Origin of the sequence: Candidatus Nanosynbacter sp. TM7-087, assembly GCF_022828365.1 — a bacterium.
GTDB lineage: Bacteria > Patescibacteriota > Saccharimonadia > Saccharimonadales > Saccharimonadaceae > Nanosynbacter.
Genome location: NZ_JAJQJU010000001.1, coordinates 275,244 through 291,931, shown reverse-complemented (window position 1 = coordinate 291,931; position 16,688 = coordinate 275,244). Strand labels below are relative to the sequence as shown.

Annotated in this window: 19 protein-coding genes, 1 tRNA gene and 1 other annotated feature; of the genes, 18 read left to right on the top strand and 2 right to left on the bottom strand. The window is 45.5% G+C overall.

Annotated features, from left to right (window positions below; all coding sequences use genetic code 11):
* Nucleotides 1-73: 73 nt before the first annotated feature.
* The 8 genes from LRM41_RS01510 (at nt 74) to LRM41_RS01475 (ending at nt 4,761) form a co-directional block, all read left to right on the top strand.
* A tRNA-Trp gene (locus LRM41_RS01510) sits at nt 74-150 on the top strand.
* Nucleotides 151-210: 60 nt separating this feature from the next.
* A complete protein-coding gene (locus LRM41_RS01505) occupies nt 211-753 on the top strand; it encodes a P-loop nucleotide/nucleoside kinase family protein (protein WP_129744334.1) in 543 nt (180 codons plus the stop codon).
* A 2-nt stretch (nt 754-755) separates the two neighbouring features.
* Nucleotides 756-1,448, top strand: coding sequence for a YgjP family zinc-dependent metalloprotease (locus LRM41_RS01500; protein ID WP_243819168.1), 693 nt, complete (start codon nt 756-758; stop codon nt 1,446-1,448).
* 30 nt (nt 1,449-1,478) lie between these two features.
* Nucleotides 1,479-2,672, top strand: a complete 1,194-nt coding sequence (locus LRM41_RS01495; protein ID WP_243819167.1) for a sensor histidine kinase — start codon at nt 1,479-1,481, stop codon at nt 2,670-2,672.
* Between the two features lie 89 nt (nt 2,673-2,761).
* Nucleotides 2,762-3,091, top strand: a complete 330-nt coding sequence (secE, locus tag LRM41_RS01490; RefSeq protein ID WP_243819166.1) for a preprotein translocase subunit SecE — start codon at nt 2,762-2,764, stop codon at nt 3,089-3,091.
* 10 nt (nt 3,092-3,101) lie between these two features.
* Nucleotides 3,102-3,647, top strand: coding sequence for a transcription termination/antitermination protein NusG (gene nusG / locus LRM41_RS01485; RefSeq protein WP_129632621.1), 546 nt, complete (start codon nt 3,102-3,104; stop codon nt 3,645-3,647).
* A 66-nt stretch (nt 3,648-3,713) separates the two neighbouring features.
* Nucleotides 3,714-4,139: a 50S ribosomal protein L11 gene (gene rplK / locus LRM41_RS01480; RefSeq protein WP_129632624.1), complete on the top strand. Its 426-nt coding sequence runs from the start codon at nt 3,714-3,716 to the stop codon at nt 4,137-4,139.
* A 64-nt stretch (nt 4,140-4,203) separates the two neighbouring features.
* The gene (locus LRM41_RS01475; protein ID WP_243819165.1) at nt 4,204-4,761 is read left to right on the top strand and encodes an L-threonylcarbamoyladenylate synthase; all 558 of its coding nucleotides are present in this window, start codon (nt 4,204-4,206) and stop codon (nt 4,759-4,761) included.
* A gap of 74 nt (nt 4,762-4,835) precedes the next feature.
* Here LRM41_RS01475 and eno read toward each other — a convergent pair whose 3' ends face one another.
* Both eno and LRM41_RS01465 read right to left on the bottom strand, forming a co-directional pair.
* Entirely contained in the window at nt 4,836-6,116 is a 1,281-nt protein-coding gene (gene eno, locus LRM41_RS01470) for a phosphopyruvate hydratase (RefSeq protein WP_243819164.1), read from the bottom strand.
* Between the two features lie 33 nt (nt 6,117-6,149).
* Nucleotides 6,150-6,626 (bottom strand): hypothetical protein, encoded by a 477-nt coding sequence (locus LRM41_RS01465; RefSeq protein WP_243819163.1) that lies wholly within the window; start codon nt 6,624-6,626, stop codon nt 6,150-6,152.
* Nucleotides 6,627-7,097: 471 nt separating this feature from the next.
* Between LRM41_RS01465 and rplA the strand changes: the two genes are divergently transcribed.
* The 10 genes from rplA (at nt 7,098) to dnaB (ending at nt 16,673) form a co-directional block, all read left to right on the top strand.
* Entirely contained in the window at nt 7,098-7,784 is a 687-nt protein-coding gene (gene rplA, locus LRM41_RS01460; RefSeq protein WP_243819377.1) for a 50S ribosomal protein L1, read from the top strand.
* Between the two features lie 200 nt (nt 7,785-7,984).
* Nucleotides 7,985-9,586, top strand: coding sequence for an Ig-like domain-containing protein (locus LRM41_RS04045; protein ID WP_353524487.1), 1,602 nt, complete (start codon nt 7,985-7,987; stop codon nt 9,584-9,586).
* Nucleotides 9,587-9,758: 172 nt separating this feature from the next.
* Nucleotides 9,759-10,085, top strand: coding sequence for a WhiB family transcriptional regulator (locus LRM41_RS01455; RefSeq protein ID WP_243819162.1), 327 nt, complete (start codon nt 9,759-9,761; stop codon nt 10,083-10,085).
* 37 nt (nt 10,086-10,122) lie between these two features.
* Nucleotides 10,123-10,259, top strand: a sequence feature (ribosomal protein L10 leader region).
* Between the two features lie 58 nt (nt 10,260-10,317).
* Nucleotides 10,318-10,842 carry a 50S ribosomal protein L10 gene (rplJ, locus tag LRM41_RS01450; protein ID WP_243819161.1) on the top strand — a complete coding sequence of 175 codons (525 nt, stop codon included), beginning with the start codon at nt 10,318-10,320 and terminating at the stop codon, nt 10,840-10,842.
* 65 nt (nt 10,843-10,907) lie between these two features.
* Nucleotides 10,908-11,285 carry a 50S ribosomal protein L7/L12 gene (gene rplL / locus LRM41_RS01445; RefSeq protein ID WP_129632638.1) on the top strand — a complete coding sequence of 126 codons (378 nt, stop codon included), beginning with the start codon at nt 10,908-10,910 and terminating at the stop codon, nt 11,283-11,285.
* Between the two features lie 250 nt (nt 11,286-11,535).
* Nucleotides 11,536-12,051, top strand: a complete 516-nt coding sequence (locus LRM41_RS01440; protein WP_129637171.1) for a hypothetical protein — start codon at nt 11,536-11,538, stop codon at nt 12,049-12,051.
* A 5-nt stretch (nt 12,052-12,056) separates the two neighbouring features.
* Nucleotides 12,057-12,932 (top strand): DUF2797 domain-containing protein, encoded by an 876-nt coding sequence (locus tag LRM41_RS01435; RefSeq protein ID WP_243819160.1) that lies wholly within the window; start codon nt 12,057-12,059, stop codon nt 12,930-12,932.
* 140 nt (nt 12,933-13,072) lie between these two features.
* Nucleotides 13,073-13,531 carry a DUF2690 domain-containing protein gene (locus LRM41_RS04040; RefSeq protein WP_353524485.1) on the top strand — a complete coding sequence of 153 codons (459 nt, stop codon included), beginning with the start codon at nt 13,073-13,075 and terminating at the stop codon, nt 13,529-13,531.
* Nucleotides 13,532-13,872: 341 nt separating this feature from the next.
* Complete coding sequence (dnaX, locus tag LRM41_RS01430; RefSeq protein WP_243819159.1) at nt 13,873-15,321, top strand: DNA polymerase III subunit gamma/tau; 1,449 nt, start codon at nt 13,873-13,875, stop codon at nt 15,319-15,321.
* The gene (dnaB, locus tag LRM41_RS01425) at nt 15,321-16,673 is read left to right on the top strand and encodes a replicative DNA helicase (protein WP_243819158.1); all 1,353 of its coding nucleotides are present in this window, start codon (nt 15,321-15,323) and stop codon (nt 16,671-16,673) included. The genes dnaX and dnaB overlap by 1 nt, the downstream gene beginning before the upstream one ends.
* The last annotated feature ends 15 nt before the right edge of the window (nt 16,674-16,688 follow it).

Sequence of the window (16,688 nt, the reverse complement as noted above, 5' to 3'; positions counted from 1 at the left end):
TTTCACGAGTTTTTTTATTTTTCACAATTTTAACATTTGCGACAAAGCTAATTCGTGATAAAATGGTTGCTATAGGAGTGTAGCTCAGGTGGCTAGAGCACTGGTCTCCAAAACCAGGTGTCGGGGGTTCGAGTCCCTCCACTCCTGCCAAGATTCTCGCTTGAAAGAGAATCTTTTTTATTAGTCAAAAATCTGCTATAATTTCTCAATATGAAACCTTTATCGCCTTCACTTCCGCATATTATCGCCATGGTTGGTGCGCCAGGTTCAGGGAAGACACAATTCGCTGTAGAATTTGCGAAGATTTTCAATTCTCCAGTGGTAAGTTCTCGACAATTTGAAGTTTTTACGGACAATACAAAGACCATTTCTGATGCAACATTGTCGCTTTTGGAAGAATTTTTGAAGACTAAGCAAACTGTTATTTTGGACGGATCAACCGATCAGCGCACGAATCGTATGCGTATCAATCGCCTTGCCAGGGAATATGGATATAAAGTCCTATTTGTTTGGGTGCAAACCGATCCCGCCACAGCCAAACATCGCTGGATAAAAACTTACGGCGGAAATGATGAATCTTTCGAGCGACGATTGAAGCAGTTTTCAGCACCACACAGCAGCGAATCTTACGTCGTGATCAGCGGTCGGCACACCTTAAGTAGCCAGGCTCGCACTGTTCTTAAGCAAATTGGCGCCAGCCGCCCAGAAGCTCCACGCCGCCCAATTGCCGGAAATCGTATTAACATAGGTTAACCATGACAATTATTACCGACGAAGAATTCGGAGAAATTGTCGTTAAAAAACGTAGCTTAGCGAAGACTGTTAGTTTGAAAATTGCGCCAGACGGACGAATACAAATTACAATGCCGCCATATGCGCCGCTGTTGGCTGCAAAGGCATTGATTAAAACCTCTCGAAAGCAAATCCGCGAATTAGTTTCTCAATACAGAGAAAAACTTTCTTACACGGAAAATCAGCAAATTGGCAAAAGCCATCATTTATTGATACAAACCACCATGAAACCGTCTAGCGTAAAAATCGTCGGAACGCAGATATTGGCAGAAATAAATGAAGCAGAATCGGTTGAATCGGCCACAAACCAACAACTTATCCGCAGTAAAATTCTGGCAGCTCTCAGAAAAGAAGCCAAGTCATATTTACCAAGGCGATTGTCGTTTTTAGCGAAAGAATACGGCTTTTCTTTTGCTCGGAGTAAAATCACACACTCATCAAGTCGCTGGGGAAGCTGCTCTTCATCTGGAACGATTAGCTTGAATATCGGGATGATGAACTTGCCATTTGAGCTAATTGATTACGTAATTATCCACGAATTGTGTCACACCAGGCATATGAATCACTCGACGAAATTCTGGAATGAGGTTGCCAAATTTGACCCGCATTATAAAATGCACCGAAATGAATTGAAAAAATATTCGCCATACATATAGAAACGCATATGCTTATGTTATACTTTAGCTATGTGGGCGCTAATTTTTCTATTGATCACTCTGAGTGTTGTTTTAGGTGTTATAGCTATTGTTTTACATAAAATATTGTCAGAAATTAGCGATAAGGACGATTGTAAAAATGACAAAAAAAGCCTCAGCGAGCACCAAAGAATGATCACGCTTATCAATAATATCACCGACGCAATCCTTAGTACGGACGAGCACGGAATTATCAATACGTACAATTCTGCGGCACTTAATTTGATTGATACGAACAGCGGAATTAACGGCGAACATATCAGTCAAGTGCTGAACCTTGAAACGACAGATAAAAAGCCGATTGACATTTTTAAAGAACTCACCAAATCTTCCGCAATTCGCCAGCGCGACGACATTCTGATGAAAATCGAAGATGGCGATTATATTCGCCTGGAAGTTACACTTGCGCCAGTTCAGGGCGGCGATAAGATGACGCCGGACGGATATGTACTTATCTTGCGCGACATCACGAAGACGAAGAGCCTCGAGGAGGAGCGTGATGAATTTATTAGCGTAGTTAGTCACGAATTACGCACGCCAATTGCTATTGCTGAAGGTTCGCTGAGTAACGCCAAATTGCTGGTCGAGCGTAAAATGACTAGCAAAATTCCCGAAGCCATTGACGAATCTCATAAGCAAATTTTATTCTTAGCGCGAATGATCAACGACCTCAGCACGTTATCACGCGCAGAGCGAGGTGTGGCTGATGAAACGGAAATAATTGACGTGACAGAGTTGGCGGCTCAGATAAATTCTGAATATTCACCTCAGGCGGGCGAAAAAGGTTTGGCTTTCAATTTGGATATCGGCGGGCGACTTGGCGTAGTTAAGGTTTCTCGTTTATATCTGGAGGAAATTCTACAAAACTTCATCACCAACGCCATTCGATACACACAAAAAGGTTCCATAACTTTATCAATCAAGAAAAATAAATCTGGCGAAATCACCTTCAAGGTTATTGACACGGGAATTGGCATTAGCAAAGCCGACATAGCAAAAATTTTCGACAAGTTTTACCGCGCAGAAGATTATAGAACCCGCGAGACGAAAGGTACGGGATTAGGTCTATACGTTTCCGCTAAGTTGGCGAAGAAATTGGGCTGCAAAATTGAGGTAGAAAGCCGATTAAACCACGGATCGACGTTCGGATTCAAGCTGAAAGAGTTCAAAAATAGCAGCAAATAATCTCTAGTCAACTTGTTTTTTTGGACTGGATGAATTACAATGACTATTGACAGTCTGTGAAAAACAGACTTTTTAAATTGGGAGAAAATATGGCACAGAAAGGCAAGGCAAGCAGCAAAACTACGGTTCGTCGAATCAAGGCTACCGACGACGCGCCAAAAAAAGAAAAAGCTGTAGCGAAAAAAATCAATAAACCAACAAAAATCACCACAAAAGCACCTAAAAAGTCTGGCGAAAAAGGTGGATTGATTGGATATTTCAAGGGCGCTTGGGAAGAGTTAAAGCTAGTTCGCTGGCCAACCCGCTCAGCAACTTGGGCAATGACAGCGGCGGTGCTTATCTTCACCTTTGCGTTTGTCGTTCTGATTTTATTACTTGACGCCGCATTCAACTGGGGCTTTAACCAAATTTTGAAATAGAGGAGAGATTATGAGTTCAAAACGATATGACGACAGTAAGCAATGGTATGCAATTCATACCTATTCTGGCTACGAAGAAAAAGTTGCTGAATCAATTCGCCAACGAATCAACGGCGTTGATATGGCTGATAAGATTTTTGACGTTATCGTACCAAAGGAAAAACAGATCCAGATTCGCAACGGTAAACGTAAAATTGTTGAAGCTAAGATCTTCCAGGGCTATGTCTTGGTTGAGATGAAATTGACCGACGAAACTTGGTACATTATCCGCAACACGCCGGGCGTTACAGGATTTGTGGGTGCCGACACTACGCCAACTCCAGTTTCTGAAAAAGAGATTGCGAAGATTAAGAAGCGAATGGGTGTTGAAGAGCCAAAGCATCAGATTGACTTCTCAGAAGGCGAAGTTGTTTCAATTATCGACGGTCCGTTCAAGGGCTTTGATGGCGCGGTGAGCGAAATTGACGCATCTAAGGGCACTTTGAAGGTTATGGTCAGCATGTTTGGCCGTGACACTCCAGTCGAGTTGGACGCCCTGCAGGTTAAAAAAGTTTAGCTTGCAATTTTAAGCATTTTTCGATATAATATTCGAGTTACGCACTACAAACTATAAGGAAGAACTATGGCAAAGAAAATTATTGGTAATTTGAAATTACGTATTCCAGCCGGTCGAGCAACAGCAGGTCCTCCAGTGGGATCAACGCTTGGTCAGTGGGGACTAAACATGATGGATTTCATCAATCCATTCAACGACGCTACAAAAGACATGATGGGTAAGGACGTGATCGTTCACATTCAAGTTTACGAAGATCGAACATTTACTTGGAACTCACTTGGTCAGCCAGTTGACGATATGATTCGTGAGAAAGCTGGAATCCAAAAGGGTAGTGGCAAGCCACACTCAGACAAGGTCGGTAAGATTACTCGCGCACAATTGCAAGAAATCGCTGAGGCGAAAAAAGACCAATTGAACGCAATCGACATCGAAGGCGCAATGAAAGTTATCGCCGGATCAGCACGCTCAATGGGCGTTGAAGTCGTCGACTAATCTACAGAACTTTTAGCAAATAGCCCCGAACTCCTCGGGGTTATTTTATGGTAAGATGTAATAAATGATTGTAAAGAATATTTTAGACAACAGCGTAATTTCCGCGCTTAAAGATGAGCAATTGATAATTGCCAAAACTGACACGATTTACGGAATATTAGCCGCTGCCAATTCAAAAAAAGCCGTCGAGAAATTATACGAAGTTAAGCGGCGCCCCTTGGATAAACCCGTTATTATTTTGGCTGCAAATATTGATGACATTCCTAATCTCACGCCATCAACCAAATGCAAATATCAAGAAATCTCCAAAAATAGACCAACAACAATCGTCACCAAAGTGAGCCCTAATTTTCTGCCATATCTTCCGAGAAACGGCGGAACATTGGCATTCAGAGTTGTGTCAGAATCTCCATTAGCAGAGTTAATTCAAACCGTCGGTCTTTTGGTCGCGCCCAGTGCAAATCCATCGGGAGAAGAACCGGCAAAAAACATCACCGAAGCAATAAATTACTTCCATGAATTAGTACCGATTTATGTCGATTCTGGAGAAACCGCCGACGCTCAACCGTCGCAAATTGTCCGAATCAATGAGGGCGGGGAAATTGAGTTTTTAAGAAGATAATCCTCGAATAATTGTCAAAAAATCGCCAAATAAAAAGACTTCCTCTGAATTACGGGGAAGTCTTTTTGCGCGAGTTACTTCACAAACGGATGCGCAATCTCCAAATCTGGGCGCTTTTCCGCAATTCTCAGTAGCTCGTTGTACTTAGCAATTCGCTCTGACCGCGACATCGAGCCAGTCTTAATTTGACCAGTGCCAAGCCCGACCGCCAAGTGAGAAATCGTTACGTCCTCTGTCTCACCAGATCGGTGGCTCATCACTGTATTCCAGCCAGCGTTCTTCGCCATCAAAACAGCCTGAATCGTCTCAGTCAATGTGCCAATTTGGTTCGGCTTGATTAAGATCGCATTGCCAGCCTTTTCTTCGATTCCGCGCTTCAATCGCTCGACATTCGTCACCAAAAGATCGTCGCCAACCAATTGCGCAAAATTGCCCAAATCAGCCGTCATTTTCTCCCAATCTTCCCAAGCTTCTTCGTTCAATCCATCCTCAATCGAGAGAACAGGGACGCGTTCCAACAGGGCTTTATACGTGCGAATCATTTCGTCAGCCGACAGAATTCGGTGTTCAGTCGCCAAGTTATATTTGCCGTCCTTATAAAGCTCACTCGCCGCAACATCCAGCGCAAAACCAAAGTCCACGCCTAATTTATAGCCAGCCTGCTCGATGGCGCGAGATAGCAACAAAATAGGCTCCATATTACCATTCCTGACATGAGGTGCATAGCCGCCCTCATCGCCAACCGTCGTAGGATAACCTTCGTCTTTCAGGATTTTTGCCAATGCATGGAAAACTTCCGCACTCATTCGAACCGCGTCTGCAAAAGTTGCTGCGCTAGTTGGAATAATCATATATTCCTGAAAATCAGTCGCACCGAGCGCATGCTGACCGCCGTTCATCACGTTGATCATCGGCATCGGCAGGCACATTATAGGATTTCCAGCCAAGCTATTGACATATTGATACAACTCCACGCCACGCGACTTAGCAGCAGCTTTCGCTACAGCCAGCGACACTGCCAAAATAGCATTCGCACCCAAACGTGCCTTATTCGGTGTACCGTCCAGACTCTTCATTCTCTCGTCAATTGCGGCCTGGTCAAACGGATTAGAGCCTTTCAAAGCCTGCGCAATTTCACCATTGACATTTTCGACCGCACGAAGCACGCCTTTACCGCCAAACGCCAACTCGCCGTCCCGAAGCTCAACAGCCTCGAAAGAACCAGTGCTTGCGCCAGACGGAACAGCCGCACGACCGAACGAACCGTCGCTCAAAGTCACGTCCGCCTCAACCGTCGGATTTCCACGCGAATCTAAAATTTGCCTTGCTTGTATGTTTGTAATTGTTATATCCATAATTACTATTTTATCAAAAACAGCAATTATATGTTAATCTTCATTTCTCTCCAAGTCACGTTGTATTATCACTGGTTCACCAATTTGAGTTTCACCCAACCCCGAATAAAACACCTTCGGACTATCACACATAGCGACGCGCACAACCCGAGAACCGTCAGACCCTCCAAGAGTTAAAGGTCCTTCGCACCCATTAGTTAGCGTGTAAATATCCCTCTGCGCTTTTGCAATATTTTCATCTAGCTCATCCATTCCACTGGCGGCCATTTTACAAACAATTTTAGTAGATTGATCTTTATCTAATACCTCACCTGTAGCCTTATTAACTAATGTCACCTCATCACCACTAAACGCCATTTCTAGGAGTTTATTTACTGTTTTTCTGTATTCTTCTAAGTCGTTTAACTTTTCTATTATTCTTGGGCAAGACATACATTGCTCTGGGATATAGATATCTATCGTGCCTAAAGAACCGTCTTCGTTACCTACAATTTTCGTAAACTCACTCATAATATTACATATTATACAATTCTTCTCCATAAAAGTAAATATTTGCCTCAATCTCTAAAAATATGGTATAATTTCATCACTATCAATCAATGTTGGGAGGCTGATTTGTTAAGATGACAAATTGCCGTTCGTACCACAGAAAGGATTATTATGGCAAAGAAAGCCGAGTTGCTAGAAAAAGCAGCAGAACTAAAATTAGAAGTCAGTGAGAAAAATACAATCGCTGAAATTGAAGCAGCAATTGCAGAAGCTACAGACGCAAGCAAATCTCATGACAACAAAGGCAAAGACGTTGTTGCCGAGCGCGAAGCTACTGTCGCTAAATCTGGCAAGCGTAGCCAAAAAGCTCTTGACGAAGCTGCTGAAAAAGCAGAGAAGGAAGCTCGCAAGGAAGCTGGCGACACTACTCCACAATCAGACGACGCCGAAGCTCACGTAAAGAAAGGACCGAAGCCAGTTACTCGTCCACGCTTGGAGCGCCGCGGTAAAAAATATCAAGACGCTGCAAAGAACGTTGAGAAGAACAAATTGTACAGCTTAGACGAAGCTTTGAAATTGGCTGCTGAAACCAGCCCAGTCAAATTCGACGCTAGCGTTGAAATCCACATCCGCCTAGGTGTCGACCCACGCCAAGCCGACCAAAACATTCGCTCAACCGTAGCATTGCCACACGGTACAGGTAAGGATGTTCGTGTAGCAGTTTTCGCACCAGAATCAGAACACGCTGCCGCTAAAAAAGCTGGCGCTGACATCATCGGTGACGAAGAGTTCCTAAGCCAATTAGACAAGGAAGAATTGAACTTCGACATTTTGGTCGCAACTCCACAGTACATGCCAAAGCTTGGTAAATACGCACGTTTGCTTGGCCCACGTGGTTTGATGCCAAATCCAAAGTCTGGCACCGTTGCTACCGACGTCGCAAAAGCCGTTTCTGAAGCAAAGGCCGGAAAAGTTGAATACCGCGTTGATAAGCAAGCTATCGTTCACTTATCAATCGGCAAGGTGTCATTCGGCGCTGAAAAATTGTCAGAAAACGCACGTGCATTCTTAACCAGTTTGAACTCCCAAAAGCCATCCAGCTTAAAGGGTGTTTACGTTAAGAGCATCGCAATTGCCACAACTATGGGCCCTGGCATTAAAGTAGAGAACTCTCTGTAATCTTTATATTTCAGGCAATTAAATCCCGTCGATTCTGGCGGGATTTTTGCGTTACTATTGCATTTTTCATTTTTTATGATAAAATAGTAAAGTCCGACTAGGTACTGATGTTCAAGTAAATTCTTGATTTCCAGCCTAGCTGGATAAAAGAACCTTAACATCTGTATCTTATTGTCTACAAGAGAAGGGATGATGGTGAAATGAATCACCGTAAGACCCCATTGAGGGTGCCTATCATGGCAATCCTCGCTGCATTCCTCGCTGCATTCCTCTTCGGAGGGGTGTCACGCGCCGACGAGGCACAGTCAGCAGCCGAGGCTCAGTCCTCGTCTGGTATTGTTGCCGAAGCCCAGTCGTCTGGTGTTGCTACCACAGTAGCAGATACCGGCAACGAGGCTCAGTCTTCGTCTGGTGTCGCTGGCGAGACTCAGTCGAGCAGCACTGCTAACACCGAGCAGTCGTCGTCCGGTAGTAGCGTCGCCACGGCGGCAACCACCGACAGCAACTGCATTCCTCGGCCGATTTCAGCCGAGGAAATTCAGACGGATTTCAAGACTTCGGACGGTTCGCCCGAAGTCACCGCCTACGAGGCGGTGGAGTTTTCCGTGAACCTGACCCTCAAAGAGGGTCACTGCGCAGGAGACTCAGTGACCATCAGCGTGCCGAGCGAACTCGGCACGGACACTGACTTTGCGCCAATCCCAATGACGACCCCGGAAGGAGTCACCATTGGGTACGCCACCTACTCTGCCGACCACACCGTGGTCATCAGACTGACTGACCAGGTCGAAGTATCTGGACGGCAGAATTTCCACGCGTCAGCGTGGTGGCGGGTGCATATGAGTTCTGTTCTGATTCCCGGAGAAACCCGGGAACTTGAATGGAACGTTGGTGGTGTCGTTCGCAGAACGACCATCCAAGTGGGCACCTGTGATGGGTGCTCCACAATTGGTGCAGCCCCCTCTAAGTGGGGATCTGTAGATGGCTCTCAACAAAGAGTCACGATCGTACTGCCCACCGCCACGCAGGACGCTCAAACGTTCGTTATCACGGACGTATTGACCTCACCGGGTCAGAAGTTCGTTTGCGACCAGCTTTTGGCTGGTAGGATCGGCGTATACACTGAGGCTAGTACTTGGGGGCAACCCCAGTACATCCGCTTCATGGAGGCTAATGTCGTTAGCTGTGCTAGCGACAAGGCAGTTCTCAATGTCAAGTTGGATAAGGGCGAAAAAGCCCGGTTCGAACTGAACATCAGTGTCAGTTCTACGGACCCCGGTCCGTGGACTGACAAGGCAACCATCACGTCTCAGGATAAGTCCTGGGACATGAGTGCCCGGATTGTTCGACGTGAGTCTGGTGGCGACGCGGGTTACGATACCCGCCCAACGCCGACTCCAACTCCGGAACCGACACCCACGCCGGAACCGAGCCCGTCGACACCCACACCGTCGGCAACACCGTCGACACCCACGCCAGAACCGAGCCCGTCGGTGACGCCAACTCCGACTCCAACCCCGGAACCGAGCTCAACACCGTCGACACCCACGCCGAGCACGACCCCGTCGGTGACACCGACTCCGAGCACAACGCCTACGCGTAAACCTCCGCTCCCCACTCCCGTTATTGAACGGTATGAGGAGCCTACGCCCTCGGCTACCCCCACACCAGCACCCCAGCACAAGAAGCTGGCGGTCACTGGCGCTACTGGGAGTGCGATCGCCGGCGCGATTGCGCTAGCCGCCCTCGGAGGCTTCCTCCTTTGGGCGCGCCGTCGTCAGACGGCACGCTCGGAGAGGTAACCCATCTCGTCGAGGGGTGTTAGTTTAATCGACTAGCACCCCTCGACAGAACATACAGATACAGAAAAAAGTTAGGAGGTTCTACACCCGCTCCACCACGGAGCGGGTTTTCTCTTTGATTAGACATAGAAGCCTATTGATTTTATTACGTTATTATTGTAAAATAACGAATATGTCAGAATTAAGTAACGAGAGTCTATTAGACGGCGCCGAATGCGCGAAACTAGCCCCCGAAGAAGCTGATCGCTTGTTTTTCCAAATAAACCCAAACACTCCAGACCAAGATTTAAGAGGTGCCAGAAAGACAGAAGCCGCGGAAGCTGCCATAGATATGTGCCGAAAATGCCCAGTATTAAAACAATGCTTAGAATATGCGCTCCGCCACCCAGAATCTGCCGAATATGGCGTGTGGGGAGGCACAACTGTCGCTCAACGCAGAAGAATATTACGATTAGGCGAAAATGCGATAAATAAGGCGATTGAATCGGCCGGAAAATAATTGCCACAACTCTTGTCTTTCGTTGTCATTTCTGCTACAATGGTCTGGAACATTACCAAAGACAGTGGCGACTTGACGTAAAACAAGTATAAAAATGCCACCGAGGGATGAAACTAACAGTTTTATTTGACGTCTTTGGTAGTGCGAGAATCAAAGACGTTTTTTGATTCTCCATTACCGCACGTTAACAAATTGGCACATAACAAATTAACCCAATCAAAGAAAGGATTTTATGGCAATTTCACGCGATAAAAAACAAACTTTGGTTGCTGAACTGACAGAGCTATTAAAAGACGCTAAGGGCACGGCTTTTGCTCGATATCAAACCCTTACCGTTGCCGACCTACAAGAACTACGCAAGGCTGCTCGCGAAGCGGGCGTCACCATCAAGGTTGTTAAAAACCGATTGGTACGCGTAGCTCTTCAAGGAATCGACACTTACAAAGAAACCGACACCAGCTTATTGGTTGGTCAATTGGTTTACGCTGTAAGTAGTGAAGATGAAGTTATGCCAGCAAAGGTATTGGATACGTTTGCAAAGACACATCCAGCATTACAACTTGCAGGTGGCTTCTCAGGCGAAGGCTTGGCAATTAGCGAAGCTGACGTTAAAGCATTGGCAGGCCTACCAAGCAAAGACCAGCTCGTTGCTCAAGTGGTATCACAATTGCTATCACCAGTGCACGACACAGTCAACGCGCTTGGCGGCAATTTGCACGGACTTTTGGACGGCATCGAAGCCAAAGCTACTGCTTAAGTTTAGCAATCAACACTAGTAACGTTGCATTCATCGCAACAATATAATAATAAAGGAGAATATCAATGGCTGATATTAAGAAATTGGCTGAAGAACTTGTAAAATTGACAGTTCTAGAAGTTAACGAATTGAAAAATCATCTTAAAGAAGAATACGGCATCGAGCCAGCTGCTGCAGCTGTCGCTGTTGCTGGTCCAGCTGCTGGTGGTGACGCCGCTGCTGCTGACGAAAAAACTGAGTTCACAGTTACTTTGAAAGACGCTGGTTCTCAGAAGGTTGCAGTCATCAAGGCTGTTAAGGAAATCACTGGCCTAGGTCTAGGTGAAGCAAAAGCTATCGTTGACGGCGCTCCAGCACCAGTCAAGGAAAAAGTTTCTAAAGACGAAGCTGAAGCTGCAAAGAAAACTTTGGAAGACGCTGGCGCTACTGTCGAGCTTTCATAATTTGTTATACAACGCCAATTTGTTTCGTTTAATCACCGTCCGCTCTGGGCGGTGATTTTTATGTCGCCAATCTTAATATCACGAACCACACGTCAATTTCAAGAGTAAAATTTGCAACACTTTTTCGTCCATATCTTATAGCGCTGTGGAAAATCAGAGAAAATCAAATGACACGACTTGATATAAACGTAAGGATATGCTATATATTAGTTAAGTATTATAAAAAATAGACAAAGGAATTGCGAGAACCATGTCTGAATTACCAGAAAAGCAAATTAAGCGTCTGAGGACACTTATTCAAGAGGCGGAAACCAATTTAGCTGCCGCAAAAGAATTATTGATTAGTATTATTGGCGACGATGGACAAGTTGTCACGCCAAAAAATTCGTCAGACGATGTAACAGGAAAGATTATCGAAGGCGTATTTGATGGCCAGATGATGCTTAGCCCAGACGGCAAAAATTACCCAATCCCAGCCAACTACGCTTCAAAGTCGAAGCTAGTTGAAGGCGACCTGATGAAATTGACAATCGCTGAAGACGGCAGCTTTATTTACAAGCAGATCGGTCCTGTACCACGAAAGCAAGTTATCGGAACGCTTGTTCAGCACGACGGAATTTACTACGTCGAGGCTTCTGGCCGCGAATATCGTATTTTGCTTGCTAGCGTAACTTACTTCCGAATTAACGTCGGCGACCAAGTTACAATCATCATCCCTGAAGACAATCCTGACGCAACTTGGGCTGCTGTCGAAGCTGCATTGTAAATATTATGATACCGAGCGAGTTTCTGCTCAGTTACGTCAGTTTTAACGCTGACAATAAGCCTTTTATCGAGTGCCAAGTTGGTGATAAAATTGAGTGTCATGAATTGTTCGAACAAGATTTGTCTTTTGAGTTTGATTTTTCTGTCAAATATTGTGCTGGCTGGGTAGATTTTGAAAATCGATGCAGTCAGATTTGCCCAGATTTAGCCATCGTTGATGAAAAGTATGAGAATTGCCTAAAATGCCGCGACAAAACTGGCTTTAATCCAGCATTTTACAACGCCAGTTCGGTTTCCGCCCAACAAGAAAAAATCAATCAAAATCCGCACTTTGTTTACTTGGCGTACTTCGCGCCGAACGTCATAAAAGTCGGAATCTCGCAAGAAGAGCGCGGAATTCGGAGATTATTGGAGCAGGGAGTGCGATTAGCCATAAAATTAGAAACGTTTTCTTCGGCATTGATCGCCAGGCAGTATGAGGCGAAAATTTCCAAGCTGGACGGAATAGTTGAAACTCTGCCGGTTCACAAAAAGATAGAATTGATAAAACAACCTTTTGACCGTGCGACTGGCGAAAGGGAATTGCGACAAAAATTACTTGAAATTGAGCAGAAAATTGGCGTGTCGTTTCCGAAATCCGAGCTAATTCCTTGCGAAGATTATTTTCATACCGCTAGTGTTGATCTGTCGCACGTCGTTTTAATGAAGGATTATAGTCAATTGGTCGGACATGTACGCAGCGTCATCGGCTCGATTGTCATCACTGATTACGACGGTCAGCTGCTGGCTTACAACATCAAAAAGCTTATTGGCTATCGGGCGCAAAAAGTTGACGGCGTCATTGACATAGAAATACCCAGCACGCAGCTGGCGTTGTTTTAAGAGTAATTTAACCGCGAGGCTTTTGTTAACATTATTACTTTTATTTTAGAAGAGCAGGGGTTGACTTTTTGATAGAACAGAAGTATAATTATACTCATCCGAGAATAATCTCGGTGTACGTTTCACAATCAGAGGAGTTGATGATGAACAGCAAGAAGCGATTGGCGGCATTTATTGCCATCATTTCTCTCGTGTTCTCAGCGATGACGCTAGCCACCCCACCCGCCGCTCATGCCGTCGGGTGCTACGGAGACTGGTGCTCAGGACAGGACGCAGACGCAACGGGCTGCAGTGCCGATGCCGTCACCACCCAAATCTACAACAACAAGGAATTCTCCTTGCATGTTAGGTGGTCGCCAACCTGCAAGACAAACTGGGCTCGCATTTTCATGCATAGCCCAGGCTGGATCAAGTGCACTCGTAGCGGATATCTGAAAGCTGTCCAGGATACTGGATACACACAACAGATATACTTCGATGCAATATGCGCGCCAGTCGTCACTGTACGCTATACGCCGATGATCTACTCGCCGGCACATAAAGTGCGTGCGGTGTTCGTGGACCAAAACAACTTCACATATTCAACACCATGGTCGTGAGACCAGTCCCTCGCTCTCTATTCAAGTATAGAGAGCGAGGGCAAAACACAGCAAAGGAGGCTACCAATGAGCTTAACTACAATATTATTAGATACTTCAATAGTACTGGCACGATACTTGCCATACATCTTGGGAACGATGACTCTAATTACATCAATATTTATCCTTAAGAAAGAGAAAATTAGCAAGAAGTCTAAGGCTCTGTTGTTAACTTGCATAATTACTGCCATTATCACAATAATAATCGTATTTATACGATCTCGAATACTCGGAAATCACATTTGTTAACTTCTGTCTCAAGGTATAGTTTGCTATAATTATCTCATGAGGAGCATGAGGGGATGAGTCAGGCGCTATATCGTAAATATCGCAGTCGCAGTTTGGATGAAGTTTTAGGTCAAGATCACGTGACTAGTATTTTACGTCGAGCGTTAGAGCAGGAAAAAATTGCTCATGCGTACTTGTTGACTGGACCGCGTGGCGTGGGAAAAACATCGGTGGCGCGAATTCTGGCGCACGAGATTAACCACTTGCCATATGATGACGATTCTTCAAACTTGGATATTATTGAAATTGACGCAGCCAGCAATAACGGCGTTGATGACATTCGCACCCTACGCGAAAAAGCTCAAGTCGCGCCTGTTTCTGCGCCGAAAAAAGTTTATATCATCGACGAAGTTCATATGCTGTCAAAATCAGCATTTAACGCGCTATTAAAAACCCTGGAAGAACCACCAGAACACGTGGTGTTTATCTTAGCTACAACTGACGCCGACAGACTTCCAGCCACCATTCTTAGCCGTGTCCAGCAATTTTTCTTCCGCCCAATTCCGACGGAAATTATGACGCGCCAGTTAATGAATATAGCGAAAAAAGAAGGATTTGCAATTGAAGAGGATGCCGCCAGGTTAATCGCTGAACGTTCCCGTGGCGGATTCCGTGACGGCATTAGTACGCTTGACCAATTGTCGATTTTAGCAACATCAGACCAGCCACTGACGGCGAATATGGTTACCGAATATTTGGGACTGAGCGACGCTACGATGCTCGGCAATTTGTTGGATTCATATCAATCCGACGACAACGAAAAAGTCTTAAATATCTTCCAGGAATTAGAAAATAGCGGCGCGAATTCAGTTATAGTGTCACATCAATTATTGTCGATTGCTCGCAATAGGTTACGAAAAAATCCGAATCTTGTCGGGTTGGTTCAGCAACTGATCGAGGTTGATCGGCACCCGCACCCAGACTTGAAATTATTGACGATATTTATGAATAGCAATTCTCAGCCGACAGAAAAGCCAGTCGCGCCAAAGAAAAATATAGCTCAAGCCACGACCCAAAAACCCGCCGCAAAACCAACGCCAATTAAGTCAGCAGAGTCAACCAAACCGACAGAAAAGCCGATTAAAAAAGAAGAAAAAACAGCCGAGCCAGCAAAAAAAACCACCGCAAAACCAAAGAAAACTGACGCGCCACTAGAGCTAAATTGGGAAAAAGTCATTGAAAGAGCGAAGGAAAAATCCCTCGGGTTGGCGTCATTATTGCAGAAAAGCCAATGGTCGTTTGACGGTGAAAAATTGACAATTTACGCAGGTTCCGCGTTTTATAAGAAAAAGTTGGATGACGCAAAGAATAAACCATTGATCTCGGAAATTATCTCAGAAGAAACCGCGATGGATTTGGAAATTGATATAATTGGAGAGAAGAAACCGCCAGAGGACGAAAAATTGGCGGAAATTGCAGAATTAATGGGTGGCGGCGAAGAAGTTAAGCTGGAGGATATTTAATGGCAGATAAAAGTGAAGAAGTAAAAGGGAAGATACCGCCACAAAATTTGGATGCGGAAAAGAGTTTGCTTGGGGCGGTTCTAATTGACGAGGAAGTTTTGGCGGATGCCGCAGAAATTACTCACCCTAGCGATTTTTACGACAAGAATCACGGATTGATTTTCGCTGGAATGATGCGGCTATTTGAAAAACACAAGCCCGTCGATCTATTGACCTTAACTGACGAATTGAAGCGAAAGGACGAGCTGGAATTAGTTGGCGGATCGGCATATCTGACAGAGCTAACAAACTACGTCCCAACAGCAGCGCACGCATCCGCTTACGCGGAGATGATTGCGCAAGCGGCGGTTCGCAGGCGTCTAATAAAAGCGAGCAGTGACATTTCCGAACTTGGATATGACGAATCGACGACCACGCAGGAATTACTAGAGAAGGCCGAAGCCGAGCTTTTCAGCGTGTCAGACCAATCGACCAAGCAAGACCTAGTCAGCTTAGAAAGCATTCTGACCGACAGCTTTGATCGAATTGAAGAGCTCAGTAAAAATAAAGGTTCTCTCAGAGGAGTCCGCACTGGCTATCGCGATCTGGACAATATGACCGCTGGCTTGCAAAAATCGGATTTGATTATTCTGGCGGCTCGTCCAGCCATGGGTAAGACGACGCTGGTGACGAATTTGGCTTATAACGTGGCAACGATTGAGAAAAATCCCGTTCTATTTTTCAGCCTAGAGATGAGCAAGGAACAGCTGGTCGACCGTATGTTGGCGGATGCGTCGGGAGTTGATAGCTGGAATATTCGCACCGGAAATCTGAGCGACGAAGATTTTGCAAAGCTATCTGAAGCTATGGGCGAAATGGCCGAGGCGCCGATTTACATCGACGACACTCCAGGATTATCAGTTTTGGAAATGCGCACGAAAGCTCGAAGAATTGCTCACGAAAACCAATTGGGACTAATCATCGTCGACTATTTACAGCTTATGCAGGCCAACGGAAACCATAACGGAAACCGCGTTCAGGAAGTTTCGGAAATTTCACGCGGACTGAAGCTTATTGCCCGCGAGCTGAATGTGCCGCTAATTGCCCTGAGTCAGCTAAGCCGTTCAGTTGAATCTCGCACGCCGCCAATTCCACAACTAGCCGACCTGCGTGAGTCCGGTTCCATTGAGCAGGACGCCGACATCGTGAGCTTTATTTATCGCCCTGGATATTACGAGCCTGACAACCCAGAAGTCCAGAATATTACAGACCTCATCATCGCTAAGCACCGTAACGGTCCGGTCGGTAAAGTCCAATTGTACTTCCACCCAGAGCGCCTACGCTTTATGAGCTTGGATCGCAAGCATGAATAGAATTGTGTTATAATC